General features: G+C 35.3%; 21 protein-coding genes and 1 tRNA gene. 10 read left to right on the top strand and 12 right to left on the bottom strand.

Annotated elements, in window-relative coordinates; all coding sequences use genetic code 11:
* The first annotated feature begins 125 nt into the window (after positions 1–125).
* On the top strand, positions 126–1,847 hold the full coding sequence (arsA, locus tag BC781_RS08025) for an arsenical pump-driving ATPase (protein WP_109616724.1): 1,722 nt from the start codon (positions 126–128) through the stop codon (positions 1,845–1,847).
* 79 nt (positions 1,848–1,926) lie between these two features.
* Here arsA and pfkA read toward each other — a convergent pair whose 3' ends face one another.
* Both pfkA and proC read right to left on the bottom strand, forming a co-directional pair.
* Positions 1,927–2,898: a 6-phosphofructokinase gene (gene pfkA, locus BC781_RS08020; RefSeq protein ID WP_109616723.1), complete on the bottom strand. Its 972-nt coding sequence runs from the start codon at positions 2,896–2,898 to the stop codon at positions 1,927–1,929.
* A gap of 192 nt (positions 2,899–3,090) precedes the next feature.
* Entirely contained in the window at positions 3,091–3,903 is an 813-nt protein-coding gene (proC, locus tag BC781_RS08015; RefSeq protein WP_109616722.1) for a pyrroline-5-carboxylate reductase, read from the bottom strand.
* Between the two features lie 194 nt (positions 3,904–4,097).
* On the opposite strand from proC, the gene BC781_RS08010 reads away from it, so the two are divergent.
* The 4 genes from BC781_RS08010 to BC781_RS07995 all read left to right on the top strand — a co-directional run bounded on the left by BC781_RS08010 (position 4,098) and on the right by BC781_RS07995 (position 7,095).
* A tRNA-Gly gene (locus BC781_RS08010) sits at positions 4,098–4,170 on the top strand.
* A 162-nt stretch (positions 4,171–4,332) separates the two neighbouring features.
* Positions 4,333–4,836: a hypothetical protein gene (locus BC781_RS08005; RefSeq protein ID WP_109616721.1), complete on the top strand. Its 504-nt coding sequence runs from the start codon at positions 4,333–4,335 to the stop codon at positions 4,834–4,836.
* A 145-nt stretch (positions 4,837–4,981) separates the two neighbouring features.
* Positions 4,982–6,160, top strand: a complete 1,179-nt coding sequence (gene egtB, locus BC781_RS08000) for an ergothioneine biosynthesis protein EgtB (protein WP_109616720.1) — start codon at positions 4,982–4,984, stop codon at positions 6,158–6,160.
* Positions 6,121–7,095 (top strand): L-histidine N(alpha)-methyltransferase, encoded by a 975-nt coding sequence (locus tag BC781_RS07995; RefSeq protein WP_109616719.1) that lies wholly within the window; start codon positions 6,121–6,123, stop codon positions 7,093–7,095. The genes egtB and BC781_RS07995 overlap by 40 nt, the downstream gene beginning before the upstream one ends.
* Positions 7,096–7,272: 177 nt before the next feature.
* Here the strand turns inward: BC781_RS07995 and BC781_RS07990 are convergent, their stop codons facing one another.
* The 4 genes from BC781_RS07990 to ribD form a co-directional block, all read right to left on the bottom strand.
* Entirely contained in the window at positions 7,273–8,856 is a 1,584-nt protein-coding gene (locus BC781_RS07990) for an arylsulfatase (protein ID WP_109616718.1), read from the bottom strand.
* A gap of 172 nt (positions 8,857–9,028) precedes the next feature.
* Positions 9,029–10,036: an AraC family transcriptional regulator gene (locus tag BC781_RS07985; RefSeq protein WP_109616717.1), complete on the bottom strand. Its 1,008-nt coding sequence runs from the start codon at positions 10,034–10,036 to the stop codon at positions 9,029–9,031.
* Positions 10,037–10,256: 220 nt separating this feature from the next.
* Entirely contained in the window at positions 10,257–10,787 is a 531-nt protein-coding gene (dcd, locus tag BC781_RS07980; protein WP_109616716.1) for a dCTP deaminase, read from the bottom strand.
* 60 nt (positions 10,788–10,847) lie between these two features.
* Positions 10,848–11,876, bottom strand: a complete 1,029-nt coding sequence (gene ribD, locus BC781_RS07975; RefSeq protein ID WP_109616715.1) for a bifunctional diaminohydroxyphosphoribosylaminopyrimidine deaminase/5-amino-6-(5-phosphoribosylamino)uracil reductase RibD — start codon at positions 11,874–11,876, stop codon at positions 10,848–10,850.
* A 278-nt stretch (positions 11,877–12,154) separates the two neighbouring features.
* On the opposite strand from ribD, the gene BC781_RS07970 reads away from it, so the two are divergent.
* Positions 12,155–12,631, top strand: a complete 477-nt coding sequence (locus BC781_RS07970; RefSeq protein WP_109616714.1) for a hypothetical protein — start codon at positions 12,155–12,157, stop codon at positions 12,629–12,631.
* Here BC781_RS07970 and BC781_RS07965 read toward each other — a convergent pair whose 3' ends face one another.
* A complete protein-coding gene (locus tag BC781_RS07965) occupies positions 12,632–13,759 on the bottom strand; it encodes a hypothetical protein (RefSeq protein ID WP_109616713.1) in 1,128 nt (375 codons plus the stop codon). It abuts the gene before it with no gap.
* 425 nt (positions 13,760–14,184) lie between these two features.
* On the opposite strand from BC781_RS07965, the gene BC781_RS07960 reads away from it, so the two are divergent.
* The 3 genes from BC781_RS07960 to BC781_RS07950 are packed head-to-tail and all read left to right on the top strand — an operon-like array spanning position 14,185 to position 17,182.
* Positions 14,185–15,402, top strand: coding sequence for an NADH-quinone oxidoreductase subunit D (locus tag BC781_RS07960; protein WP_109616712.1), 1,218 nt, complete (start codon positions 14,185–14,187; stop codon positions 15,400–15,402).
* A gap of 39 nt (positions 15,403–15,441) precedes the next feature.
* On the top strand, positions 15,442–16,707 hold the full coding sequence (locus BC781_RS07955; RefSeq protein ID WP_109616711.1) for a glycosyltransferase family 4 protein: 1,266 nt from the start codon (positions 15,442–15,444) through the stop codon (positions 16,705–16,707).
* Positions 16,682–17,182 (top strand): acetyl-CoA carboxylase biotin carboxyl carrier protein subunit, encoded by a 501-nt coding sequence (locus BC781_RS07950; protein ID WP_158281422.1) that lies wholly within the window; start codon positions 16,682–16,684, stop codon positions 17,180–17,182. The genes BC781_RS07955 and BC781_RS07950 overlap by 26 nt, the downstream gene beginning before the upstream one ends.
* Positions 17,183–17,246: 64 nt before the next feature.
* On the opposite strand, the gene BC781_RS07945 is transcribed toward BC781_RS07950, so the two are convergent.
* On the bottom strand, positions 17,247–18,758 hold the full coding sequence (locus BC781_RS07945) for a TrkH family potassium uptake protein (RefSeq protein WP_109616709.1): 1,512 nt from the start codon (positions 18,756–18,758) through the stop codon (positions 17,247–17,249).
* A gap of 46 nt (positions 18,759–18,804) precedes the next feature.
* Positions 18,805–20,148 (bottom strand): Trk system potassium transporter TrkA, encoded by a 1,344-nt coding sequence (gene trkA / locus BC781_RS07940; protein WP_109616708.1) that lies wholly within the window; start codon positions 20,146–20,148, stop codon positions 18,805–18,807.
* A gap of 409 nt (positions 20,149–20,557) precedes the next feature.
* Between trkA and BC781_RS07935 the strand changes: the two genes are divergently transcribed.
* Positions 20,558–21,811 (top strand): DEAD/DEAH box helicase, encoded by a 1,254-nt coding sequence (locus tag BC781_RS07935; RefSeq protein WP_109616707.1) that lies wholly within the window; start codon positions 20,558–20,560, stop codon positions 21,809–21,811.
* 68 nt (positions 21,812–21,879) lie between these two features.
* Here the strand turns inward: BC781_RS07935 and BC781_RS07930 are convergent, their stop codons facing one another.
* The 3 genes from BC781_RS07930 to BC781_RS07920 form a co-directional block, all read right to left on the bottom strand.
* Positions 21,880–22,176 carry a hypothetical protein gene (locus BC781_RS07930; RefSeq protein WP_109616706.1) on the bottom strand — a complete coding sequence of 99 codons (297 nt, stop codon included), beginning with the start codon at positions 22,174–22,176 and terminating at the stop codon, positions 21,880–21,882.
* Positions 22,177–22,254: 78 nt separating this feature from the next.
* The gene (locus BC781_RS07925; RefSeq protein ID WP_109616705.1) at positions 22,255–23,598 is read right to left on the bottom strand and encodes a hypothetical protein; all 1,344 of its coding nucleotides are present in this window, start codon (positions 23,596–23,598) and stop codon (positions 22,255–22,257) included.
* Positions 23,599–23,603: 5 nt separating this feature from the next.
* The gene (locus BC781_RS07920; protein ID WP_109616704.1) at positions 23,604–25,361 is read right to left on the bottom strand and encodes a hypothetical protein; all 1,758 of its coding nucleotides are present in this window, start codon (positions 25,359–25,361) and stop codon (positions 23,604–23,606) included.
* Positions 25,362–25,479: the final 118 nt, after the last annotated feature.

Here is a 25,479-nt window from a genome sequence, read left to right as displayed (position 1 = left end):
CTAAATCGGGTAGTTATTTTTAATCCTACTTTACTCAAAAAATCTGTTAGTTTTCCCTAATAGACTCAACAAATAATCCTAAGTTTGGTTGTTTAAACGGTATAACAAACAAGGCTTTTATTTATATGCTTGAATTTCTAAATCATCCTACGAAGTTTTATTTTTTTACAGGTAAAGGTGGTGTTGGTAAGACATCTTTGTCGTGTGCTACTGCTTTGAAATTAGCAAGAGAAGGAAAAAAGACTCTTCTTATTAGCACTGACCCCGCGAGTAACTTAGGGCAAGTTTTTCAACAAAAAATAGATGGCCATATTGTTGAAATTTCTCAAGTACCTAACCTATCGGCTGTAAATATTGACCCAGAGTTAGCTTCTGAAAATTATCGAGAGCATATTTTAAAGCCTTTTGAAGATAAAATATCTGAAGCACAACTTAGACGTATGAGGGAAAAACTCTCAGGAACTTGTACTACAGAAATAGCTTCATTTGACCGTTTTACTCAATTTTTGGCAGACCCTGAAATGAGTAAAACTTACGATCACATTATCTTTGATACAGCTCCAACAGGGCATACCTTACGATTGCTGGAATTACCAGCTGCTTGGGATAATTTTATCACAGACAATCCTGATACAAATACTTGTGCTGGGCCAACCTCAGGCTTGAAAGTGAACCAACAATGGTACAAGCAAAGTATTTCAACTTTAAAAAATAGCGACTTAACCACTCTAGTTTTAGTGACTAGACCAGATAGAGCCGCAAACTTTGAGGCTGAAAAGACAAGTATAGCTTTAGCTGAAAGAGGGATAGAAAATCAATATCTGATAGTGAATGGTGTTTTTGAGTCTGAAAATAAAATGGATTCTCTAGCTGTTCAATACCATGATGTTGTAGCTCAGCAGTTAGATGATATGCCTTCGCATTTGAAGACACTATCTTCTGAACAAACACCACTTTTGGCCTATGATATTGTTGGTGTTCCTCAGATTGAGGCCTTTTTATACCATCAGGTTAGTATGACTGACCATATCCAAGAACATGATAAAAACGAAATGCCTAAGGTTACAGAACTTGTGGAAGAATTAGCTTCTCAAGATCATGGATTGGTCATGATGATGGGTAAAGGTGGTGTCGGAAAAACAAGTATGGCAGTTGAATTAGCTACTTCTTTGGCCGAAAAAGGTATTAAAGTTCATCTTTCTACTACTGATCCTGCTTCACATATTCATTTGATGTTAGATCGTCAATATGAGAATCTTGAAGTATCATCGGTGAATCCGAAAGAAGAAGTTGAAAGACATATTCAAAAAGAGCTGAAAATAAAAGGACGAGGGCTATCTGAAGATCAATTGGCTTTGCTTGAAGAAGATTTAAGGTCTCCTTGTACAGAAGAAGTGGCTGTATTTAATGCTTTTAGCGCTCTGATCAGAGAAGCTAGAAGAAAAGTAGTAATACTTGATACAGCTCCGACAGGTCATACTTTACTTCTGATGGAGCAGACGCGTGATTATCATCAGATGGTGAAAAAGAGTAGGACAGGTAATACGGATAAAATCACGACTCCTTTTATGCGTCTTCAAGACAAAAACTATACAAAAGTAGTCGTAGTTACTTTGGCTGAAAACACTCCAGTTCAAGAAGCAATACAGTTAACGAAAGATTTAAAAAGAGCAGCTATTACACCTTATGCATGTATTATCAATAAGAGTTTATTGAATTTAGATACTTCAGAAAAGGTCTTATTGGCAAGAGCAGAAAGTGAAAATGAAAAAATTCTAATGATTCAAGAAGGAATTTCTGATCACGTTTTCACTAATGATTGGCAGCCTATGCTTATAGCTAAGTAAAAACTCGATTATCTTAAAATAAAAAAGGAAATGAACTGACAGCTCATTTCCTTTTTATATTTCCGATCGAATTTAATTCTTAGATAGAAAGAACGTTTACCATTTTCACAAGGTCATCATTCAATGGCTTGCTCTTAGAAATTGCATCAGAGAATGGAGTAAATACGATTTTATCATCGATGATACCAACCATTTCATTCTTACGTCCGTTCAATAGTGCTTCTGCAGCAGCAACACCCATACGAGAAGCCAAAATACGGTCTAGTGCAGATGGCTTGCCACCTCTTTGGATGTGACCAAGCGTAGACACACGAATATCGAAGTGAGGAAGTGCTTCTTTCACATCTTTAGCGATATCATGAACACGTCCAGCTACTTTACCTTCAGCCACAACTACGATAGATGAAGCTTTCTTATTTTCTTTACCTTTCGATAAAGCATGGATTACTTCCTCTGAAGTAGTTTGGTATTCAGGGATCATTACGAGCTCAGCTCCACCACCAATACCAGATTGAACAGCGATGTAACCTGAGTTACGTCCCATAACTTCAATCATGAATACACGGTCGTGAGAGTCAGCCGTATCTCTAATTTTATCGATAGCATCTAAGGCTGTGTTTACAGCTGTATCGAATCCAATCGTATAATCAGTACCGTAAAGGTCATTGTCAATCGTACCAGGACATCCAATTGTAGGAATGTCGAAATCTTTCAAGAATAGATCAGCACCAGTGAAAGAACCATCTCCACCAATAGCAATCAATCCCTCGATTCCATTTTTTACTAATTGGTCATAAGCTTTCGCTCTTCCTTCTTTCGTTTTGAATTCTTCGCAACGCGCAGATTTCAAAATAGTACCACCTTTCTGAATAATGTTACTTACTGAGTGAGAAGATAGAGGTTGAAAATCTCCTTCGATCATCCCTTTGTATCCTCTAATGATACCCACAACCTCAACACCATTATAAATAGCACTTCTTACCGCAGCTCTAACACATGCGTTCATACCAGGTGCATCACCACCTGAAGTAAATACAGCAATCTTTTTCAAGGTTACAAGAATTTATATATTACACACAAACCAATATCTGACGTTAAATTTAACTTCACATCCTTCAGATAAATTAAGGTGTGAACTGTTAAAATACAGCGTGAAGTTAAATAATTAGCCTTCAGCTTAAAAGGCTCAAGAATTAATTAATTACAAATAAAAGTAAACTAAACTAATTCCAATATTAACAAATTAAACATCTTCTTCAATATCACTAATTTTATTGAAAGAGGTCTTCACTCCTTTGATCAGAGATGAACTAAAGCCTTGGTGTTCCATTTCATTTAAGCCTGCTATGGTACAACCCTGTGGCGTAGTTACTTTATCAATCTCTTGTTCTGGGTGTAGTCCAGATTCCAATAATAATGATGCGGCACCTTTTACTGTTTGAGAGGCAATCAATTGAGAGATTTCAGCTCCAAAACCAATTTCTATACCTCCTTGTGAAGCAGCTCTGATAAATCGCATGGCATAAGCGATACCACAAGCTCCTAAAACCGTAGCGGCTGCCATAAGCGAATCATCAATGATAACCGCTTTACCTAATTGAGAGAACAAATCTACTACAGTGGCTTGTTCCTCAGGACTCGTATTGTTGGTAGAGATACAAGTCATAGATTCACTAATGGCAATCGCCGTATTGGGCATTGCTCTGAATAAACCAATCTCTTTTCCAACTACAGACTGCATGTCTTCAAGACTTGCTCCTGTAACTACAGATACCAAAACATGCTTTTTGGGGTCAAGAACAGTATTAAGCTCCGTCAATACGTCTTTAATTTGAAAGGGCTTGATTGCCAAAATAATGAGATTAGCTTGTTGAGCAGCAAAAACATTATCATTTGTCGTATTAACGCCTCTTTCTTTTAGGTCATTTAGTTTTTCAAGCTTTCTACGAGTCACATAAAGGTTCTCTGCAGAAAGAAACTCACTGTTTAGTAGTCCATTAGCTATCGATTTCCCTAAATTCCCTCCACCAATAATTGCAATGTTTGATATTTCCATAGTTAGTTAGTCTGAATTTTTCCCAAAATTTCAATTTTAGATTAAGAAGATCAATGACATTTATCTCCTAATTGATACGATTTTATATCATGTCTTTAAATTAGTCAAAAAATAGTATTAATTTTTATTAAGTATTTTGTCTATTTATGAATTAGCTTTTTTCAAATCGGACATCTACTTTTGTATCACAAAATGCGAGAATAGCTCAGTTGGTAGAGCACAACCTTGCCAAGGTTGGGGTCGCGAGTTCGAGTCTCGTTTCTCGCTCAAGAGTTAAAGCGGTTTTCTGAAAAGAGAAAATCGCTTTTTTTATACCCAAAAACTTACACACAACATTATCCTCTCCAAAAAGAGAAACATTTAGCCTCTCTAAAGCCTTAAATTTGTAGAACTAACGAATAAAAATAACCTAATACTATCATTGTTCTTATGAAAAAAGCATTACTCATTGGTGTTGCTAGCTTATGTTTCCAAATTGATTTACTTCTTGAATTAGAAACTGTCTTTGCATCACCTACCATTACCTTTTCTATCGCATTAATTATCGCAATTGCCTCTTTTGGAGCTGGAGTATTGATGAAGTTGGTAAAGAAGTTTGAGCGAATGCTGCATTGTTTTGCCTATTCCTTTTCAAGTTTTTTAGCGATTGGTTGTGCTGTTTTTATTTTAGATTATGAAGGGGAATTAACGCACGAAAGAGCTGAGGATATCATTCAGCACATTGAAACTTTTCATCATGAAAAAGGAGAATATCCACATAAGTTAAAGTATTGCTTAGAGGAAGTTCCTAGTACGGCTTTAGGAGGTATTCTAATCAGAGGAAAATACCTTTACACAAGACTGGGAAATCACTTCAATCTAGACTATGTAGATAGTTATGGTGAAGTTATAACTTATGATAGTGAAAGTCATATGTGGATTCATAGACATTAAGTAATAATCGGATGAAAAGTCTAGTTCACCTCTGTCTTAACAAATGATTAAGAAGGCTATATATCGTGTTTTTTCTTGTTTTTTCTCCAATATTCTCGTAACTCAAAAGAACGTTTATGTTTAATTTATCATAGTTACCTTAACCTTGGAACTTTTTACTACTCACGATACACTTGTACGGTATCTAGAAATTCGAAATTATACTGAGTCGCTTTGTGAACCACTCCATACCGAAGATTACATTCCTCAACCAGCTGTTTTTGTTAGTCCTCCAAAATGGCATTTAGGACATACAACATGGTTTTTTGAGGAGTTTATTTTGAAGAAGCATTTGGGGGGTTATAAAGTTTTTCACCCTAAATTCTCTTTTTTATTCAATAGTTACTACAACCTTGTTGGCGATAGAGTCGAGAGAGCTAATAGAGGTGTGTTGACTCGCCCAAGCGTAAAAGAAGTCTTTGAATACAGAAAATACGTTGACCAGAAAATAACCGAGTTATTCCAATCTAACCCCGAAAATATAAACGAATTAGAAACGCTTTTAGAGCTTGGTTTAAATCATGAACAACAACACCAAGAGCTTTTTATCACAGATACAAAATATACACTTAGTCTCAATCCTTTAAAACCAGAAGTCTATCCGAATACAAAAATCAACAAGCCTTTAGAGGCTAAAAAGCAATGGTTGAAGCTCGATGAAGGAATTTATGATATCGGATTTGAAGGTGACGGATTTTGTTATGATAATGAGTTAGGAAGGCATAAAGTTTTTCTTCATTCTTATGAAATAACTGATTGGTTGGTGACGAATCGTGAATACGTTCAGTTTATAGAAGATGATGGTTATGAACGATTTGATTTGTGGTTGGATGAAGGATGGGCGTGGCGCAAGGAAAGTGAGGTAGATGCTCCTTTGTATTGGAAGAAGATAGAAGGGAAGTGGTTTACTTACACGCTAGCAGGTATGAAAGAATTGGATTTGGATGCTACCTTATCTCATGTGAGTTATTATGAAGCTGCTGCTTTTGCAGAATGGAAAGGCATGAGACTTCCAACAGAGTTTGAATGGGAAGCGGCTTCTGACCAATTTAACTGGGGTACTCGTTGGGAATGGACTAACAGTGCTTACTTACCTTATCCTAAATTTGCTAAAGCTGAAGGCGCAATAGGCGAATACAATGGGAAATTCATGATAAATCAAATGGTACTTAGGGGCGCTTCAGTTGCTACTTCTCCTAACCATAGTAGAAAAACATATAGAAACTTTTTTCACCCACATTACCAATGGCAATTTACAGGAATAAGATTAGCGAGATCAATTTAAGCGAATTCGGAAAAGAAGTTTTAGAAGGGTTTTCTCAAAGTCCTAAGTCTATTTCATCCAAATTTTTCTATAATGACAAAGGCAGTCAAATTTTTAGAGAAATTATGGATATGCCTGAATATTACCTTACCAACTGTGAGTTTGAAATTCTTCAAAATAAAGGGAATACAATTTTTGAAGCTTGTCAATTTGATCAAACTTATCGAGTTGTAGAGCTAGGGGCAGGGGATGGTCTTAAAACAACAGAGCTTTTGCGTCATTTTTTAACACAGGATCTTTCATTCAACTTTAGCCCGATAGATATTTCAAGCGGAGCAATTCAAACTTTGGAAGCAAAACTAAAAAAGAGTCTTCCAAAACTTAAGTTTGATTCTCTAATAGGAGACTATTACAAAGAACTGCATAAACTTTCACAGACAGGTACGCCTACTTTATTATTATTCTTGGGTAGTAATATTGGTAATTATAAGGATAGTGAAGTGATAGACTTGTTAAAGTTATTTGCTAGCAATCTAAAGAAAGGAGATAAGTTGCTAACAGGTTTTGACCTCAAGAAAAATCCACAAACGATTAAGCTTGCTTATGATGACCCAAAAGGAATAACTAGGGCATTTAACATGAATCTTTTAGATCGTATGCAAGAAGAATTAGGGGCGGAAATAGATCAATCAAAATTTGACTTTTATAGTCACTACGATCCAATTTCGGGAGAAGTCAAAAGTTATTTGGTAAGTATTGAGAAGCAAGATATCTTCTTTAGAAATTTACAACAACATATCAGCTTTGAGAAAAATGAGTTAATCTATACAGAGTTATCCAAAAAATACGACCTAGAACAGATCGAGAAATTAGCAGCTCAAACAGGTTTTGAAGTTGTTGAACATTTTTTTGATTCAAAAGGTTATTTTGTAGATAGCTTATGGAAAAGAAGCTAGTATTTATTTCATAGTAAATACTGCAAAAGACTACTCAATATGAGTAGTCTTTTTGTTTTGGGGCAATTAGGATTGAATTGTTAATAGTTTTTAGATATGTCAATTTGGAGATAAAAACCTCCCAAATCCTAAGATTTAGGAGGGAAATTAACCTCAAATGAAACAATACTAAATGGACTATTTTTTAAGTACTTCTCTCTCCTTTACTGTTGGGATACTTTTGAAAACATCATCAATAGTGAAAGAACCAGGACGCTGTCTTGGAGGGTACTCTTGGAATGTCATCAATAACTTCTGAACATTCTTTTGAGAAGGAGCAAACATAAATACATGCTCATACATCCACTTATTGTAAGACATGCCTTCTTCCATTGCTCTTTCAAATGGATCTTGACGCAAATTAACTAAGTATGGTGCTCTGAAAGTAGTGAATGGACGAGCCCAAACATCTAATCCTTTTGATTCTTGTGCTGAGAAAATGGCTTTCCAGTCACCTGTACGGATAGCAGATAAAGAACCATCATCAGAGAAGTAGTAGAATTCGTTTCGTGGACCTTCTTCTTCTTTTCCTTCAAAATATGGTAAGAAGTTATATCCATCTAAATGAACTTTGTAGTTCATATCTCCAGCTTGATGGCCTTTCAATAATTTTCCTTTGATGTTTGTATCACCAGCAGCGGCCATTAGTGTAGGAACCCAGTCTTCTAGTGAAATGATGTCGTTTGAAATTTGTCCACCTTTAATTTTTGCAGGCCATTTTACCATCATCGGAACACGGAAAGCACCTTCCCAAGTTGTATTTTTCTCTCCTCTAAATGGAATAGTACCTCCGTCAGGCCATGAACAAACTTGTGCACCATTGTCTGTTGCGTATACTACAATTGTATTTTCTTCAATGCCTAATTCTTTAAGTAATTGAAGCAATTCACCAACATGGTTGTCATGTTCAACCATACCATCTGCATAAACTCCTTGTCCTGTTACTCCTTGAGATTCTTTTTTCAAGTGCGTCCAAACGTGCATTCTTGATGTATTTACCCAAGTAAAGAATGGTTTTTCTTCTTTTACGGCCTTGTTGATAAAGTCTTTAGCATGATCTAAAACTTCTTCATCAATAGTTTCCATACGCTTTTTGGTCAATGGTCCTGTATCACGGATTGGGCCATCGGCTGTAGAATGAATGACTCCTCTCGGACCAAATTGTTCTCTAAATGCTGGATCAGAAGGATAGTCTGGGTGCTCTGGCTCTTCTTCAGCATTCAAGTGATAAAGGTTTCCATAGAATTCATCAAATCCGTGGTTAGTTGGTAAGAATTCGTCTTTATCTCCTAAGTGGTTTTTACCAAACTGTCCTGAAGTATAACCTAGTGGTTTTAATAATTCAGCCAAAGTAGGGTCTTCTTTTTGTATTCCTAGTTCAGCACCAGGCAATCCTACTTTCAATAAACCTGTACGGAAAGGCATTTGTCCTGTAATGAAGGCAGAACGACCAGCGGTAGAGGATTGTTGAGCATAAGCATCTGTAAAACGAATTCCTTCATTGGCTATTTTATCGATATTTGGTGTTTTATAGCCCATCATTCCGTCATTGTATGCGCTGATATTGAACCATCCAATATCATCTCCCATAATAACTAGAATGTTAGGTTTTTCATCCTGTTTTACATTAGGTTTTAGGGCATCTTCTGCGATAGAAGGTACGGCAGCTCCGAGGAGCGTAGAGCCAAGACCAAGTCCTTTTAAAAGGTCAATTGTTTTCATTTTTACTTGATATAGTGTTAATAAATTAGGTTACAACTCCTATAGTCTAGCTATGTGAGTTGTACGTCATAATGGTAAGTGTATGTCTACTCTACAAAGGTGGTGACTTGAATTTTTAAATAGCTAAATAAAAACGTCAAAAAGTTCAATATTCACGACAAGTAAAGATTCTTTACTTATCAAGTCTTAATTTTTGTTGGTACGCTCTGGGGGTGAGTTGGAAATATTTTTTAAAAGTAGATGAAAAATGTCCAACACTCGCAAAACCTAGTTTCATAGCAATGTCTGTGATTGAGCTTTTCCCATTGGATAGCATTTCGATTGCATTTTCCATTCTTTTTTTCTGAATATAGTCAGTCACAGTCATCCCAAATACTTGTTTAAACTGTCGTTGAAGTTTTCGTAAGCTTAAGTTAACCGCCTTCGCTAAATTATAGACTAATGGAAAATGGTTTTCACTTTGATCTATGAGCTGTTTAGCTTTCAGCAAAGCTTTGTAATCGTTAGTATTAATAAGTTGGTATTTAACATCTGAATTTTTAATAATTCTAGCATAGAATGATTTTATTGTGAGGGATAAAACTTGTAAGGCTAGACCTTTCATTTCCAGTTCAAGCCACTTGTCGTCTTCTTGGAGCTGGGCTTGAATTTTTTTGGTGAGTAGTTCAATTTCTAGAGGAAGAGATTCAACGAGCATTAAGTATTCTTCTTTTTTATTGTGGTTTATCCATTTTTTTAATGAAAGAGGGAAATCATAAGATTCCATTATGGTATTAGATACAAAAAATGTCAGCCATGAAGATTTACCTTTAGGAGCAATGCCAGAGGTGAAGTCATTATGGCCAATCCATAAAGAAATACCTGATGAGAATTCTATTCCATGGTGAAAGTATCCTTCGTTATTTTCTTTGGGGAGGAAAACATTGAATTTTACTTTGTCATTGGTACTGCCATGATTGAGTTTGAAAGGAAGTTCCTCTTTTTTATTGAAAGAATAAATAACAACATCTATTCCTTCAGATAGATTGAGTTCGTATATAATTCCCTTCCCAGACCCAAATTCAAACTTTAGGAAGTTTCGATGTTTATCAATTTTCGTCTGAAATGTTTTTTCATAAATGTCCCTGTGTTCGCTAAATAAACCTATAGGGAGTTCTAAAACCTCTTTCTTTTCGCTCATACCTTTAAAACAAGATGTTTGTAGATTTACATCCTTTACTGAAGAATGAGACACAATTTTGATGACTTAAAGTAAACCTATGGGAATGGGTTTGTAAAGATTTAACTTAGTTTGATTTGAACAATACCTTCATTCCTTAAATACAAAAGCATAAAAAAATCCGAACTGATGAAGTTAATGTTCAGTTCGGATTCAATATGAATGTAGATAAATTCTTTTTCTAAAATTTATTTTTCCAAAGCATAGATTCAACTGGTTTTACACTCGGTGAACTATATTTTGCATTTTCTTTTAGATGGTAATAGTTTCTGATTTCTCCTTCTACATTGAAGTAAATCATTTGACCGATTGGCATTCCTTTGTAGATACGAACAGGCTGTGATACAGAGATTTCTAATGTCCAAGTGTTACAATAGCCAACATCTCCTTTACCTGCACTCGCATTTATTCCAAGTCTGCCTACACTTGATTTTCCCTCTAAAACAGGGACATGATAAAGTGTTTCCGTATACTCCTTAGTTACACCAAGGTACAATTTGTTAGGTTGCATTACGAAGCCTTCATCAGGAATCTCAAAAGTCTTGATTTGATTATGACTACGTGCATCCAAAACTTCATTTTCATATACGGCCAAGTATCTTCCCAGATGAACATCATAGGAATTAGTGCCTAAACAATTCTCATCGAAAGGTTCAATGAGTATGTTTCCCTTCTTGATTTCTTCCAATATTTGAGAATCGGATAAAATCATAATAACAGTTTTCTTTTTTAAAGTAGTATTAAATAGGTTGACAAACTTAATAGAATTTATTTAAATATTTCTAAGAACTTGTAGTTTGTCTCCTTGTAGTTCATTTTCTGAAATGAATTTAGCGTTTTTTAAGCTTGGAGCTTTTATACCATCTCCAAAAGTTGTCTTTGCCATAAACACTCGAGCTTCATCCCAGAAATTTTCATCTATACATTTCTGTAGTAGATAACTTCCACCTTCAATAATGATGGATTGAAGCTTTCGCTCAAATAAATCAGTAAAAATAGCTGACAAGTAATTTTCTTTCTCAACTTTTATATAAGTAACAAGGCCATCTTCTAGATCTTGCTTTAAGTTATAACATAGGGTAGGTATTGTTTGATCGAATAAGTTAAGGTCTTTGCTCAGTTTCAGCTCTGAGTCTATTACTACCCGAACAGGGTCTTTACCTTGCCAGTCTCGTACATTAAGACTAGGGTTGTCGTATTGAGCTGTATTTCTCCCGACCATTATACTGTCTTCTTCTGCACGCCATTTGTGCACCATTTTTCTAGAAAAAGAATTACTGATCCACTTAGAATCAAAGTTTTTTCTAGCCACATAGCCATCAGCTGTTTGTGCCCATTTTAGAATAATATAAGGTCGCTTTTCTTGCATGAATGTAAAAAAGCGGCGATTAATTTCTAGACCTTTATCTTCAAGAACACCTACTTCTGTCTCTATCCCTGCGTCTTCTAACTTTTTCATTCCCCTTCCAGCTACTAAAGGATTGGGGTCAAGGTTACAGACAATAACTTTTTTAGGAAGGTGTTTAACTAATAAATCTGCACAGGGAGGTGTTTTACCGTAGTGGCTACAAGGTTCTAAGGTGACGTAAACATCAGATCCTTTGATGTCTTCTTTGTTGATTACACTGTTTACCGCATTTACTTCTGCATGAGGACCACCGTATACTTTGTGGTAACCTTCTCCTATGATTTTTCCATCTTTAACAATAACACATCCAACTATTGGGTTAGGACTTACTTTGCCAAAACCTAGAAGCGCTAGTTCTAACGCCCTGTTCATAAAAGATTCTTTTGTTTGCATACAGTTTTAAAATGTAAATAGTGAAATGTAAAGCAAGTAACAAAAAAACGAAGACATGGTCTTAATAGAGTTTCAATAACTCTATAAAATTATATTTTAAACTTACCGTATATACCTATTAAGTGATTCTTTTTTTCATCTAAAAACTGCCCTAAAAAGATTTTCTTTTCAAAGCACTCTTTTATAGATTAGACTACTTCAACATAATTTTATTGATGCTAAGAATAATTGTTATATCTATTTGTCTAATCTTGTCTTCTTGCTCAAACTCAAATCAGATGTCAGAAAATTATTTAGAAAAGCAATTAGGAGAAATCTATGAATACATCCCTTTAATGGATACTATTAATACGGAAGTTTCTGAGGTTAATGTAGCGTGGCATCTAGATCACACATTGAAAGTTGTCAATAAGATTTATAGAGCATTAGAGCTTTCTCATCCAGAAAACTATAAGTCTAATTTCAATTTGATGCGTAGTTTTGTTTTTATGACAGGGAAAATCCCAAGAGGGAAGGCAAAATCTCCTCAAGCTGTTTTGCCTCCGAGTGAGATAAATAAGGAAGATTTGTTCACGCAGTTTGATTCAGCGAAAGTCTTTGTAGAAAAAATAGATGAATTACCTCCCAATTCTTATTTTGAGCATCCTGTTTTTAATCTTCTGAATAGAGATCAAGCCAAACGATTTATAGAAATTCATACAAATCATCATTTGGCTATTGTCCGTGATATTCTTGAAAAAGAAAAGATACAGTAACTAATGACCGATTCTAACTAACTTACAGGTATTAGATTTTACAGTGATTGTACCTGACCAAATAGAGCCTTTTTTGCTTTTAGCTTCGAGTTGATAATATCCAATTTCTTTGTCTACTACTAAAGCGTTGATATTTCTGCATTCAGGCTTTTGATCAAAAGAAATATCAAGCTTCCCTATTTGAGTATTGTTTAGAAAAACCTCTATTTCTCCCTCATCTTTAATATCTGTCCAAAAAGTAATGCTTCCTGTGTGAATGAAATGCTCTGAGTGTTCTACAGAAGTTTTTCTTTGTAGCTCTTTACCAATTGAAATTGATACGATTTCCTTAATCGGACCATGTTCTTTCCCTTTTTTACCCAAAGGTAGCCTGATGGGGCCTGTAGGTTCTGCTATCACAAATTCTTCATCTCCAATTTTAATAAACTCATCATTTTCAATGACGGGAAGTTTTATGGCAACGCCAAGATGATTTGGCATGTAGAGAAGTACAGTATTTATTTCATCAAAAAAAGATAATATAGAAGTGAAAAGAACTACTTTCGAGTCACAATCTCCGTATCCATTAACCAATAAGTGAGGAGGAGTTAGTAATCCTCCAATATGCAAATTTTGATTATAACTAGGAGGGACTCCGAAAGGAATATCTTGGCAGAATTTTAAGACAAAATCTACTATTTCTCTTTTTGTGGCATTTGTTCCTAAAGTCTTAGCTGTAAAGGCTGCAATAGGCTTGGCAAAGTCTCTGTACGCTTTTACTAACTTATTAATATTTGGACGAACCTTATTTTTTGCAGAATATTCCCAAGCGGTTAAGCCTTTTATTTCATTATCTGTTGACTGAAATCCCGCGGTAACATACTGAGGTCTGAATAACTGTTTAGGAAGTCCAAAATCATTGATTGCTTTCTGAACCGAATTAATATTTAATTGAGTATTAAATGTCTGAATTTGTTCATTGTGATCAGCAAACTTGTAGGCAATTCGGTATTTGTTCCCTTTTTGCGTCATATTATAGGAAACATGAGGGTTTTTAGAATATGTATTGGCTTTATTCCCGAGGAAAACAGCGGTTTCAATTTTAGGGATTTCCAATGAACTCTTACATGCTTGTACTAAACCACTCATTAGAATACAATAAGATAGTATGACAAAGACATGTAGACTCTGATGATTGGGCTTTTTCAAGTTAACCCAATTAAATAGTTTAAAAAAATAGTACGACAAAATCGCAATCATAATTCCTGTGGACAGGTATGAAAAAGTATTTGTAAAGAAATCAGAAGTCAAGAGTATGAGTATAAGTTATGAGATAAGATAGTGCCTAAAGTGACTTATTTTATAAAGTTCCAATTAGGATTAATTTAAGTGTTAATAAATCTAAAGTACTTAAAAAGTAGTAACTTTCAAAAAATGATTTGAGGTATAAAAAGCCGCTATCAGACGAAAAGCTTTAGAATTCGTAAACAAATCACTCTAAATTCAATTAGTATCTATTGCCAAGAATGTAATAAAAAAATCATTTTATATCTTTGTAGAATAATATTTATAGCATGAGCAAAACTATTCAATACCAATACGACCAAAATCATCTAACGAATTCTGCTCCTACATTTTACAAAGAGAGTGACTTAAAGGATGGTGAAATGCTGCTTAATATTGGGCCGCATCACCCGTCTACGCATGGGGTTCTTCGTTTGGAAGTACTTTCTGATGGAGAGTATATCAAAGAAGTTGTTCCTCATTTGGGATACTTACACCGCTGTTTTGAAAAACATGCAGAGTCTGTGGGATTTCCTAAAGTCATTCCTTTCGTAGACCGTATGGACTATGCTGCTGCAATGAATTCAGAGCACGCATATGCAATGGGAGTTGAAAAGATGTTGGGTATTGATGATAAGATACCTCCTAGAGTGGAGTATATCAGAGTATTGGTAGCCGAATTGAATCGTATAGCCTCTCATTTTCTAGCTATAGGTACCTTTGGTATCGATATTGGAGCTACAACGCCATTTTTATGGGTGATGAGAGACCGTGAGCATATTCTAAGGTTATTGGAATGGATTACGGGCGCTCGAATGCTATATAATTATATCTGGATTGGTGGTTTATATTATGACCTTCCTGTTGGTTTTGAAGAAAAGTGCGGTGAATTTGTGCAATATCTGAAACCAAAATTGGATGAGTTCAAGGAACTGCTGATGGAGAATAAGATCTTTATTGAGAGAACGGCTAATATTGGCGTAATTTCAAGAGATCTTGCCATAAATTATGGTCTTTCTGGTCCAATGTTAAGAGGTTCTGGTTTGAAATATGATCTTAGAAAAGTAGATGCATATTCAGTTTATCCAGAATTGGAATTCAATATTCCAGTAGGAGAAGGTAAGATGGGACAAGTTGGAGACTGTTGGGATAGAACAGATGTAAGACTTCAAGAATGTTACGAGTCTCTACATATTATTTCTCAATGTTTAGACGTTCTAACTAAGAAGCATAAACGAGATAAAGATTTTGATCCTCAAGCTTTAGTTCCTAAAAAGATTAGACCAGTAAAAATGGATTACTACGCTAGGGCTGAAAACCCTAAAGGTGAATTGGGCTTTTATTTCAGAAGTTCTGGAAAGTCTGATCAGCCTTTGAGAGTAAAAGCTAGAGCTTGTAGTTATGTGAATTTATCTATTTTACCAGAAATAGCTAAAGGGGTTCCACTAGCTGACTTAATTGCAATTATGGGATCTTTTGATGTCGTGATGGGAGAGGTTGATCGTTAAAGATCAGCTTGTGTTGAGAAGAATAAAACCAAAGAGAAGTTGGCTAAAGTTAATATCGTTATACATAGTTATCCCCCAGATTTTGGGGCTGCACCTTTTTTTTTCCAAGATATTGCATGGGCACTCAAAAAGGATGGACATGATGTCGAAATCATGACTGCACACCCTTTTTACCCTACAAATCGTATCCAGAAAGAATACAGAGGAAAATGGATTGTAGAAGAAGAGGTGAATGGTATTAAAGTAAGACGACATTGGTTTTCTACAGGTCAAAATGCAAGTAAAATTGCCCGACTCTTCGGAATGATTTCCTTGGGCTTAAGTTTTTTAGGATCATTTCCGCATTTGCTAAAGCGTAAACCTGAGGTTTTTCTTATTCAGACACCTCCTTTACTTCAACCTTTTACAGCTTTAATCTTTGCTAAACTCTTAGGGGCAAAGGTTTATTTGAATGTTTCTGATCTTTGGCCTTCAGCAATTGCCGATTTAGGCTTGTTGTCCAAGAAGAGTTTGACATATTCTCTTCTGAGTAAGTTTGAGCGATTTTTTTACAGAAGCAGCGATAAACTATTTGCTCAGTCTGAAGAAATTCGAGACCATATATTAGCCGCAACTTCACTTCCTAGTACCTTATGCCGTACTGGTGTAGATACCTCAAAGTTTGAAAAGAAATTATCTTATTCTAGAAGTAATGGTGAACCATTAAAGTTAGTCTATACTGGGGTTTTGGGAGTAGCCCACGGCTTATTTAATCTATGTCAAAGAACGGATTTCAAAAGTTTCAATTGTGAATTACATATTTATGGCGATGGCTTTGAAGCTAAGGCTATAAAGAATTACATAGATGCAAACCCTGATTCGGGGATATTTTTACACCCGACTGTTTCATTTTCAGAAATTCCTCAACTACTTCAATCTTTTGATGCAGCTCTCATTTGTCAAAGAGCGCATGTGTATGGAACTGTTCCTGCTAAAATGTATGAGAGTTTAGCTGTTGGTTTACCTATCTTGTTTAATGGAGCAGGGGAAGGTGCTGAAATGATAAAAAAATATGAATGTGGATTGGTTTCCTGTCCTGAAAGTATCGAAGAGTTTCAAAAAAATCTTTGTACATTACAAGACAAACCAATAGATGAGTTGATGAAAATGGGAGATAATGGGCGAAAGCTTGCGGTTTCCCAACTTGAACGAGAAGTACATATTCATGAGATTGCTAAATCTTTGAAGACGGTATTTCATGTTGAGGTCAACTCGAAACCAATACATAAACATTCAACATATGCTAACTATTACAACTCAAAATAATAACACTTTTGAAGTTGATTCACAAAATGGACAAACCCTTATTAATTCTGAAATTTTAGATTGGGACGTTCAGAAAATTAAAGAAAACTCTTACCATATTCTCTATAAAAATAAAGGCTATCATGTCGATGTAGTCAAGACAGACTGGAATGAGAACTCTGTAACTCTTCTTGTAAATAATAGAGAATATACCTTGAATATCACAACAGAGATGGATCAGCTTCTGAAAAAAATGGGCTTAAATTCAACTCAATCTAAGAGGGTGAAAAATCTAAAAGCTCCAATGCCTGGCTTAATATTAGAAATAGCCGTAGAAGAAGGGCAAGAAGTTAAGAAAGGAGAGAAGCTATTGATTCTTGAGGCGATGAAGATGGAGAATGTGATCAAAGCTTCTTCTGATGTCACAGTCACAAAAATACTATTATCCGAAGGTGATAATGTTGAAAAGAATCAAGTTTTAATAGATTTTGAATAAGCAATAAAAAATCCTGTATCGAGCTAATCGGTACAGGATTTTTTCATTCGTTATATTTAAATGATTAATACTTTCGCCAGAAGCTAGGAGTAAATATAATCAAGACTGTAAATAGCTCTAATCGACCTAAGAGCATCAAGAATGATAATATCCATTTAGATGCAGCAGGAAGGTGTGCAAAGTTATCTACAGGTCCTACAGAACCAATACCTGGCCCAATATTTCCTAAGCTTGTAGCTACAGCTCCTAAACTCGTATTAAAGTCTAAACCTAATCCTGATAAAATAAGTACGCCAATGCCAAATACAAAGATATAAGCTACGATAAAGGCTAATACATTGTAAATGATATTTTCAGTTACTGCATTATTATTAAATCTTACAGGAATGATCGCTGAAGGGTGAAGTTGTCTTTTTAACTCCAAAGTTGTGTTTTTGAATAGTAAAATATGTCTTACCAATTTTACTCCACCAGCAGTAGAACCAGCCATCGCACCAATAAACATGAGGATAAATACCCACATTATGGCTAAAGAAGGCCATTCCATATAGTTTGCAGAAACATATCCTGTTGTTGTAATAATAGATACAATTTGGAATAAAGAGTCTCTGAAAATCTTTTCGTTAGAGTTAAATGATGTCGAGTAAACAACTCCTGCTACAATCACGGTTGAGAAAATAACAAGAGCTAAGTATGCTTTAAACTCTTCATTCTCCCATATTTCACGAAACTTTCTCTTGAAAAGAAAATAGTTGAGTGTGAAGTTCATACCGGCCAAGAACATAAACACAATCATTACATATTGAATGTAAGGACTCATATCTGCAGCACTTGTGTTCTTAGTCGAGAATCCGCCAGTCGCCATAGTAGTTAATGCATGGTTTAAAGCATCGTAAAGGTCCATTCCTCCAAACATGAGAAGAACCATTTCTACCATGGTTAAACCTAAATATACCCACCAAAGTCTTTTGGCTGTTTCTTTGATTCTAGGCTGTAATTTGTCAGGAGAGATACCAGGTGCTTCAGCTACAAAAAGCTGCATACCTCCAATTCCCAAAATTGGTAAGATAGCAACTGTAAGTACAATGATTCCCATACCCCCGATCCACTGTGTCAAACTTCTCCAGAATAGGATTCCTTTGTCTACAGCTTCTATGTCTGTAAGAATGGATGCTCCAGTTGTTGAGTAGCCTGAAATTGTTTCAAAGAAAGCATCTGTGAGTGATGGAATTTCACCACTGATGACATATGGAAGGCATCCGAAGAAAGACATTAAAACCCAACCAAGGGTTACAATCATGAATCCATCTTTCTTTTTAAGTTCTTCTTTCTTGCTGCTTTTGTCTTGCTTTCTTAGTTCATGCCCTTTGCCTAAGTAAAATGCAAGGCTACCGCAAGAAACGGCGATTAATCCTGATATAAGCAGTGCATCCCAGTGCTCTGTTTTATAGTACCAAGAAATAAGTAATGAAATCAGCATGAAAATACCATTCAAAATGAGTAGTACTCCCATCAGACTTGCAATTACTTTATAGTTTAATAAAGGTGTCTTTCGATTAAATTCTCTATTTCCCATTTCCGTTACTGACGTAAAAAGTGTCAGTTATGTGAATCTATCAATGTTAATTAAAAAAAGCTTCAATTTTTGGAATACATCCAGGACGACCAAGAACAACAACACGGTCGTAAGGTCTGAACTCAAAGTCTCCAAGCGGAATATGAGATTGATTACCTCTGATCACTCCTCCAATGATGGCTGTTTTAGGGAAATCTAGTTCCTTCAGTTTACCTTCAGTAATTCTTGAATTTTCATGTACTACAAACTCAAGTACCTCGGCGTCTACACCATGAATACTTGTAAGTGAAAGTACTTGACCTTTACGAATGTATCTGAAGATAAAGTTGGCCGCAATAAGCTTTTTATTAATTAGTGTATCCACACCAATGTTTTGAGAAAGGTGGATGTAATCCATGTTCTCAACAAGGGCAATGGTTTTCTGTACGCCGTGAGTTTTGGCTACTAAACTTGTAATGATATTTGTTTCAGAATCACCAGTTACAGCAATGAAAGCATCCATTTCTTCAATACCTTCTTGCTCCAATAGTTCTACATCTCTACCATCCCCATTGATAACAAGCGTATTTTGAAGCTTGTCGGCTAATTCAAAACAACGGTCTTTATCTTTTTCAATAAGGGTGATGTTGTATTTGTAACTTAATGAGCGAGCAGCATAATAACCTACTTGTGAACCACCTAAAATCATGATTCGACGTATCTTTTTTCGCTGTTTTTTACCCGTAAGTTTTAAAACTCTATCAACTCCTTCTGGTTTAGCGATATAGTAAACGTGATCTTTCATTTTAAAACGAGTACTTCCTCTCGGAATAATCGTTTTATTGTCTCGAAGGATCGCAACTGTTAGGAAGTTTAAGTCTGGATTCAGAACAGACGTTTCGTTCAGCGTACGATTGTGAAGTGGATCTTCTTCATCAATTGTAATACCGATTAGTGATAAAAGACCTCTTTCAAATTCGAAGGTGTCTGTGATTGCAGCTTCTTTTAAGAGTCGCTTAATTTCTTTTGTAGCCAAAAGTTGTGGCGAAATTAATTCATCAACCCCCATTTTTCGAAGGTCCAGAATATCTCTTTTCTGAAGAAACTCACTATTTCTAATACGCGCGATTGTTTTCTTAGCTCCTAATCTTTTTCCGATTGTAGCTGTAAGAATGTTGTTTGCCTCATCTGTGGTGACAGCAATCAGCATATCGCATTTATGTACCCCTGCTTGATCTAATACTTTAAATGACGTAGACTCTCCTTTTGTGATGGCTACATCCAAATGTGAATTTGCGTAGTTTAGTCGACTCTCATCTACATCGATCAGCGTAATATCATGTTCTTCATTTGCTAATAATTTAGCAAGATGAAACCCTACATCTCCAGCGCCAGCTATAATGACTTTCACTTTCTTGGTTCTTTTAGTTGCTTAAGGAAAAGGAAAAACAGAGAATTTCAGCCCCTTTTCGCTCTTAAAAAAAACAAAATTACAGTATAATAATCTCAGTTGAGATTAGAATCACCTAGCGAAGGTAAGGAATTCCTTATTTCTAGGATGCATATAAAAGTGATTTATTTTAGAATAAATTGCACATCATCTGATTTTTAGCAATAAAAACTGGGTTTCAGTTCATTTTATTATCTCTTAATAAATCTTAACTAAAGAAGAGTCGAATAAACATTTTTGATGGATATTACGTTTCAAGCGTTCATTCTAGGCATTATTCAGTGTTCATTAAGAATGTCAAAAATGTAATTCAACTATAGGAAAGGGCGCATTGTTTTTTCTTTAAATAGAATACACCTAATTTTGCAGTATGCGATTTAACAGATTTAAACTAGACGACAGAATCATCCGAGCGTTGGAAGATGCAGGTATGAGAAAGCCTACTCAAATTCAAGATAAAGCTATTCCAGCAATCTTGAAGGGCGAAGACTTGCTCGGGATTGCACAAACGGGTACTGGAAAAACAGCAGCTTTTGCAATACCAGTTCTTCAGTTGATGACAAAACCAGCTTTTCAAAAAGCGAAAGGCGTGAAGGCCATTGTAATGGCTCCCACGAGAGAATTGTCAGAACAATCAACTGAAGTATTTAAAAGTCTAGGGAAATATCTTAAAGTAAGAACTACGGCAGTTTACGGAGGTGTTTCTAATCAAAAACAAATTGAAAGTCTGAAAAAGACTGATATTCTTGTAACAACCCCTGGTCGTTTGTTTGATTTACAAAGTCAAGGCTTTGTGAAACTTGATGATTGTAAAATCTTAGTAGTTGATGAAGCTGACCGAATGCTTGAAGCTGGTTTTATCAAAGATATTCAACGTCTTATTCGCTTCTTACCTAAAAAGAGACAAACGCTGTTTTTCTCAGCAACGATTGAAAAGCAGATTAAGAAGTTAGCTTATACATTGGTAAGTCAAAACGCATTGCGTATCGAGATTTCTCCTAAGAATCCAATCTCTAAAAATGTAGAGCATTGTAAAATGGAGATTGAAATGGATGATAAACGTTTCTATTTGGAGAAGCTAATTCGTGCGAATGAGCAATCGAAAATTATCGTTTTTGCAAGAACCAAAGTTAGAGCAGATCGTGTAGTGAAGGCTATGGAACGTGTAGATATTCATGCTGAATCTTTACATGGAGATAAAGAACAAAAAGAGCGTTTAGATACGCTTAAAAGGTTTAGATCTGGAGAAAACAAGATATTGGTAGCAACAGATATTGCAGCACGTGGACTTGATGTATCAGGTGTAGAATTTGTTGTCAACTATGATCTTCCAGAAAAAGCAGAGCACTATGTTCATAGAATTGGACGTACAGGTAGAGGAAATCAGAAAGGTGTAGCCGTGTCTTTTGTTTCTTCGGGCGAAAAAGAAATGTTGAAAGAAATTGAAAAATTCATCAATCAACAGATTCCAATTCTCATTGACGATTCTTTAGACTATGACCCAATCATTACCCAGACGAAGAGTAAGAAGGCTGATTGGCAAAACTTGGTTAAGGAGATTGAAGTTAATGAAGAAGTTGCTCGTAAGAAAACAAAGACGAAGCAAGCAAGAAAGAAAAAGTAATACGTTTATAAAAAGTAAGAAAGTCATCCTTGTTAAATTGAGGATGACTTTTTCTTTGGGTAGAATTTCTATTCGTAGCCTAATTGGCAACTTAGGCAAGCATTGGCGTAACTGTCATATTCTTCATAAGCAGGTCCAGGACGACCATTAATAGTGATCATTTTGTCTAGCCTTACTTTTTGATCTCCAACTTGAGCAAATTCTTCCTTCTGAAGTGTGAGGATATCGGTCAATAAGCCCTTTGCTTCATCCACTTCATTTTTCTCGTTGAAGAAAAAGATTTTCAAATTTTCTTTTTTGAATGAAAGTGCTGTAAGTTCATCATAAAAGTCGCAACCTACAGGCAGGTAAGATTCTTTGTACATAACTACTACATAAAAGGGTTACAATTAACTAACAATGCTAAAGGCAAACTGTTTCCCTGTATTTAAGTATTATGTAAACTATTCTCCTTTTATTGTTTTTAAAATATCTTTACTGAGGTCAGGTAGTACATTTTCTAAAGCCAACCTGCCTGCATTCTGATATGAACGCCCGACTCCTCTGATTTCTGGGTATTTATTTTGGTAAAGTTCTAATCCGTTTTCTGAATCTTCTACACTTACACTCACATCGGCATAGCTCACATAACGTCCGTACATACTACGTCCTTTTTCGCTTTCAGCATTAATTGTAATCACATAGTCCGCAGATTGAGGAGAATCGGTAAAAACATAGCCTTTAAGTGCTAGTAAGTCTTTAAGGTGAGCTTCTATTAATGACTGTGATTGCTTTTCTCCCAAACTATATTCGATACTTTTGATATAGACTTGAGCCTCAATAACCCTAATTTCTTTATGAAGGCTTTGGAATGATAGTGATTTGGCTTTACTGTGGTAACGGTTTTGGAGTTTTTCAGGGAGCTCTGCCCAAATGTCTATTTCTGCATGGAGTTGGAAAATGTTCTGAACTGGAACATGCTTTTTAGGAATGACAGCATTTCCCTCATTATTTGTGAGAAACGATCTCGTGCTATCTAGTAGATTCTGAAATTTAATTTTTACCCCTTCAACCTTTTCACCTTCATAATTAAGTTGAGCACCTAGGTGATTTTGAGTGTTTGTTTTTGGAATAGAAGTCAGTTTTAACCTTTTTGAAAAGAATGAATGAAGGCTAAATAATTCTTGTTCGAAGACGTCAAATTCGGAAGTGGGTAAGAGTTCTCCAAATACACCAAGACCATTTAAAATGGAAGTGTATTCTTTATTTTTGATATAAATGGCTACATTTTCACTATACCATTTTAAGGCTGTACCAACTTCACCATCAACCAAATTCATACGAATTTCATTATTATTTGTACTTCCTTTTTTTAATCCTCGGTTTAGTAGTCCGCTGTAAAAGTCTATAAGTTTTTTACGCTCTACATAGGCTAGAGCATAGGCTTCTTTGTCAAACTTATTGAAATAACTTTCAATTTGAAGGCCACTTAATTCTAGTTCAGCATTTACTCTGCTGTCACTGCCAAAATAAGTGTCTAGTTCATCATTAAAACTTCTTTCTTTGAGTGTACTCACACTTTGAACATTTACTCTAACATTTTCTATAAGTGCAGTTTTCGCCAATTGCTCTAATGACTGCATTTTCTCTTGTTCAAAAGTTTCCATTGGTACTTGATAAAAGCCTATCAGAAACTTTGCTTTTGGAAACAGCTTTTCTCTCTGATGATGGTAACTCCAATTTGGTCTTTGAGCAAATGATGTAAAATATAGACTCAATAAGAAGAAGCATGCAATGAATCGTTTCATAAGACTTAAATTTTAATGATGAGTCCAAGATTTAAATAGAAAGAAGATAAATCGATTTCTGGGTAAGGGACAAAGTTATCGGGAAGATTATAAGTCCTAATTTTATCTTCATCATCGTCACCAGAAGAGTAGATTGTTTCAGAATAAGAATATTTCCAAGATTTGAAACTTGTAAAACGGTATGAAGCATCTGCAAATAGAGAAATATGTCCAAATTTCACTTGGCATTCAACACCTGCTTCTCCACTAAATGATACACTGTACATTCTGTTGGTCTCATTGGATGTGATATCATTGAGAATATCATCGGGAAGCCTGTGAGAAATCCATCCAATTCCAGCATTTGCTTTTGGATACAAGAATAAAAATTCGGGAATGAGACCATAACGTCTTTTTAAACTAAGTGCAACAGACCATGATCTAAAATCAGTACTACTATTTTGACCAATCTGATACATATCTGTAACCAGTCCAAAAGCATTTCTAGATTTTAGAGATTCCCAATAAAAAAACAACCTGTAGTTCGAAACTTGGGTTTCATCTAGCGCTTCATAGTCTTCAATAAAGTCATTGGTAACAACTATATTATCGTTTTTAGTATTACTGAAAGTGTATTCTGTTACTTGAGTAGGATTCGCATTTACTGAAATATTTAATGGTATCCCATATGAAAAACCAATGTTCCATCTGTGCATAGGGAAATCAGCTTGAATGAGTTTCATCCCTTTTTTCACTCTGTAAATACCTTCAATAATTCTCCCTTCAGCATAATCTTCACCGACCTTTTCGATGTGAATTTTGCCAATATTTTTCTGAACACTAAACTCTCTGTTGAGTCCTTTTTTTACAATTTCTTTCTGAACTACAAACTTGTCTCCAGCTCTTATACCCAGATCTTTCCCTGCATCCATATAGATTTTATCAAAAGATTTTTTCTCCACAAAACCTCGCTCTTTTTCTACTACATGGATACTTTCCTTCAGAATGTAATCCCCTTTTTTATTTATGACACCCTCTCTAAGTTTTACTAATGAGGTCTGACTTTCGCTACTGATTACTTTTACTTTTGCTTTTACTTTTGGGTAGGCTTCTACATCTGAAGCTTCATAGATATCAAACCACATATGTTGATGCACACCCGACTGACTCCCCTTGTCGATCACTAATTTCTGACCGTCAAGATGATGAAGAATTTGAGCTGTAATCAAGAACTTCTTACTTAATTTGACACTCAAATCATTTACCAAAATATTGAGCGCATTTTGTAATGCAGCGCTTCTTGATCTCGCATTTGCAGATGCTGTGGCATCAATGGAAGTTAAGTAAGTACCTTTTTCTATATCTAAGATTTGTAATGAAGCCCCAACATTGGCTCTGTATGAAGATGGGTAAACGATGTTATTTGATTGATCTTTCTCTGCTGGAATATATTGTGTTTGTTCTTTTGTGATGTTTGTTTCTATAAAATGAGAAGCTCCTACAAGTTTTGAGAGTTCTATTTGAGTAGTCTGATCAACAAATTCTTGTAAAGCAATTTCTTCTTCTATTTTCTCCCAAGTAGCTTTATCTCGGTTTAGAACCTCAAATTTGCCGGTGCTAATCAAGTTTTCAGTTAGCTGTGCTGTAAGCTGCTGATATTTTTGAGCATTTGAAGATTTTAAACCTTTAAAAGGCTGTACAACAACTCTTAATTCTTGTTGTTGGGCAAGAAGAATGATAGGTGTAAAAAGTATGAGCCATATACTGAGCAGAAACGATTTCATAAAGAATAGTGAGTTGTGGGTTTAGCAATAGCATTTTGTTTCTTTCTAAGACAATGAAAAGATAAAAAATGGCAGTATCATTCACTGAAGAGATTAGAAAAAACACATTATATCTTTC

Origin of the sequence: Sediminitomix flava, assembly GCF_003149185.1 — a bacterium.
Lineage (GTDB): Bacteria > Bacteroidota > Bacteroidia > Cytophagales > Flammeovirgaceae > Sediminitomix > Sediminitomix flava.
This window is presented reverse-complemented; position numbering and strand designations above follow the sequence as displayed.

Coding starts and splice junctions, on each gene's coding strand:
- BC781_RS07930 (WP_109616706.1), bottom strand. CDS start 22,176: ATGTACAAAGAATCTTACCTGCCTGTAGGTTGCGACTTTTATGATGAA.
- dcd (WP_109616716.1), bottom strand. CDS start 10,787: ATGATTTTATCCGATTCTCAAATATTGGAAGAAATCAAGAAGGGAAAC.
- BC781_RS07960 (WP_109616712.1), top strand. CDS start 14,185: ATGAGCAAAACTATTCAATACCAATACGACCAAAATCATCTAACGAAT.
- proC (WP_109616722.1), bottom strand. CDS start 3,903: ATGGAAATATCAAACATTGCAATTATTGGTGGAGGGAATTTAGGGAAA.
- ribD (WP_109616715.1), bottom strand. CDS start 11,876: ATGCAAACAAAAGAATCTTTTATGAACAGGGCGTTAGAACTAGCGCTT.
- BC781_RS07950 (WP_158281422.1), top strand. CDS start 16,682: ATGCTAACTATTACAACTCAAAATAATAACACTTTTGAAGTTGATTCA.
- BC781_RS07920 (WP_109616704.1), bottom strand. CDS start 25,361: ATGAAATCGTTTCTGCTCAGTATATGGCTCATACTTTTTACACCTATC.
- BC781_RS07995 (WP_109616719.1), top strand. CDS start 6,121: ATGGCAATTTACAGGAATAAGATTAGCGAGATCAATTTAAGCGAATTC.
- BC781_RS08005 (WP_109616721.1), top strand. CDS start 4,333: ATGAAAAAAGCATTACTCATTGGTGTTGCTAGCTTATGTTTCCAAATT.
- BC781_RS07945 (WP_109616709.1), bottom strand. CDS start 18,758: ATGGGAAATAGAGAATTTAATCGAAAGACACCTTTATTAAACTATAAA.
- BC781_RS07965 (WP_109616713.1), bottom strand. CDS start 13,759: ATGAGTGGTTTAGTACAAGCATGTAAGAGTTCATTGGAAATCCCTAAA.
- BC781_RS07985 (WP_109616717.1), bottom strand. CDS start 10,036: ATGAGCGAAAAGAAAGAGGTTTTAGAACTCCCTATAGGTTTATTTAGC.
- BC781_RS07925 (WP_109616705.1), bottom strand. CDS start 23,598: ATGAAACGATTCATTGCATGCTTCTTCTTATTGAGTCTATATTTTACA.
- BC781_RS07990 (WP_109616718.1), bottom strand. CDS start 8,856: ATGAAAACAATTGACCTTTTAAAAGGACTTGGTCTTGGCTCTACGCTC.
- BC781_RS07970 (WP_109616714.1), top strand. CDS start 12,155: ATGTCAGAAAATTATTTAGAAAAGCAATTAGGAGAAATCTATGAATAC.
- BC781_RS07935 (WP_109616707.1), top strand. CDS start 20,558: ATGCGATTTAACAGATTTAAACTAGACGACAGAATCATCCGAGCGTTG.
- arsA (WP_109616724.1), top strand. CDS start 126: ATGCTTGAATTTCTAAATCATCCTACGAAGTTTTATTTTTTTACAGGT.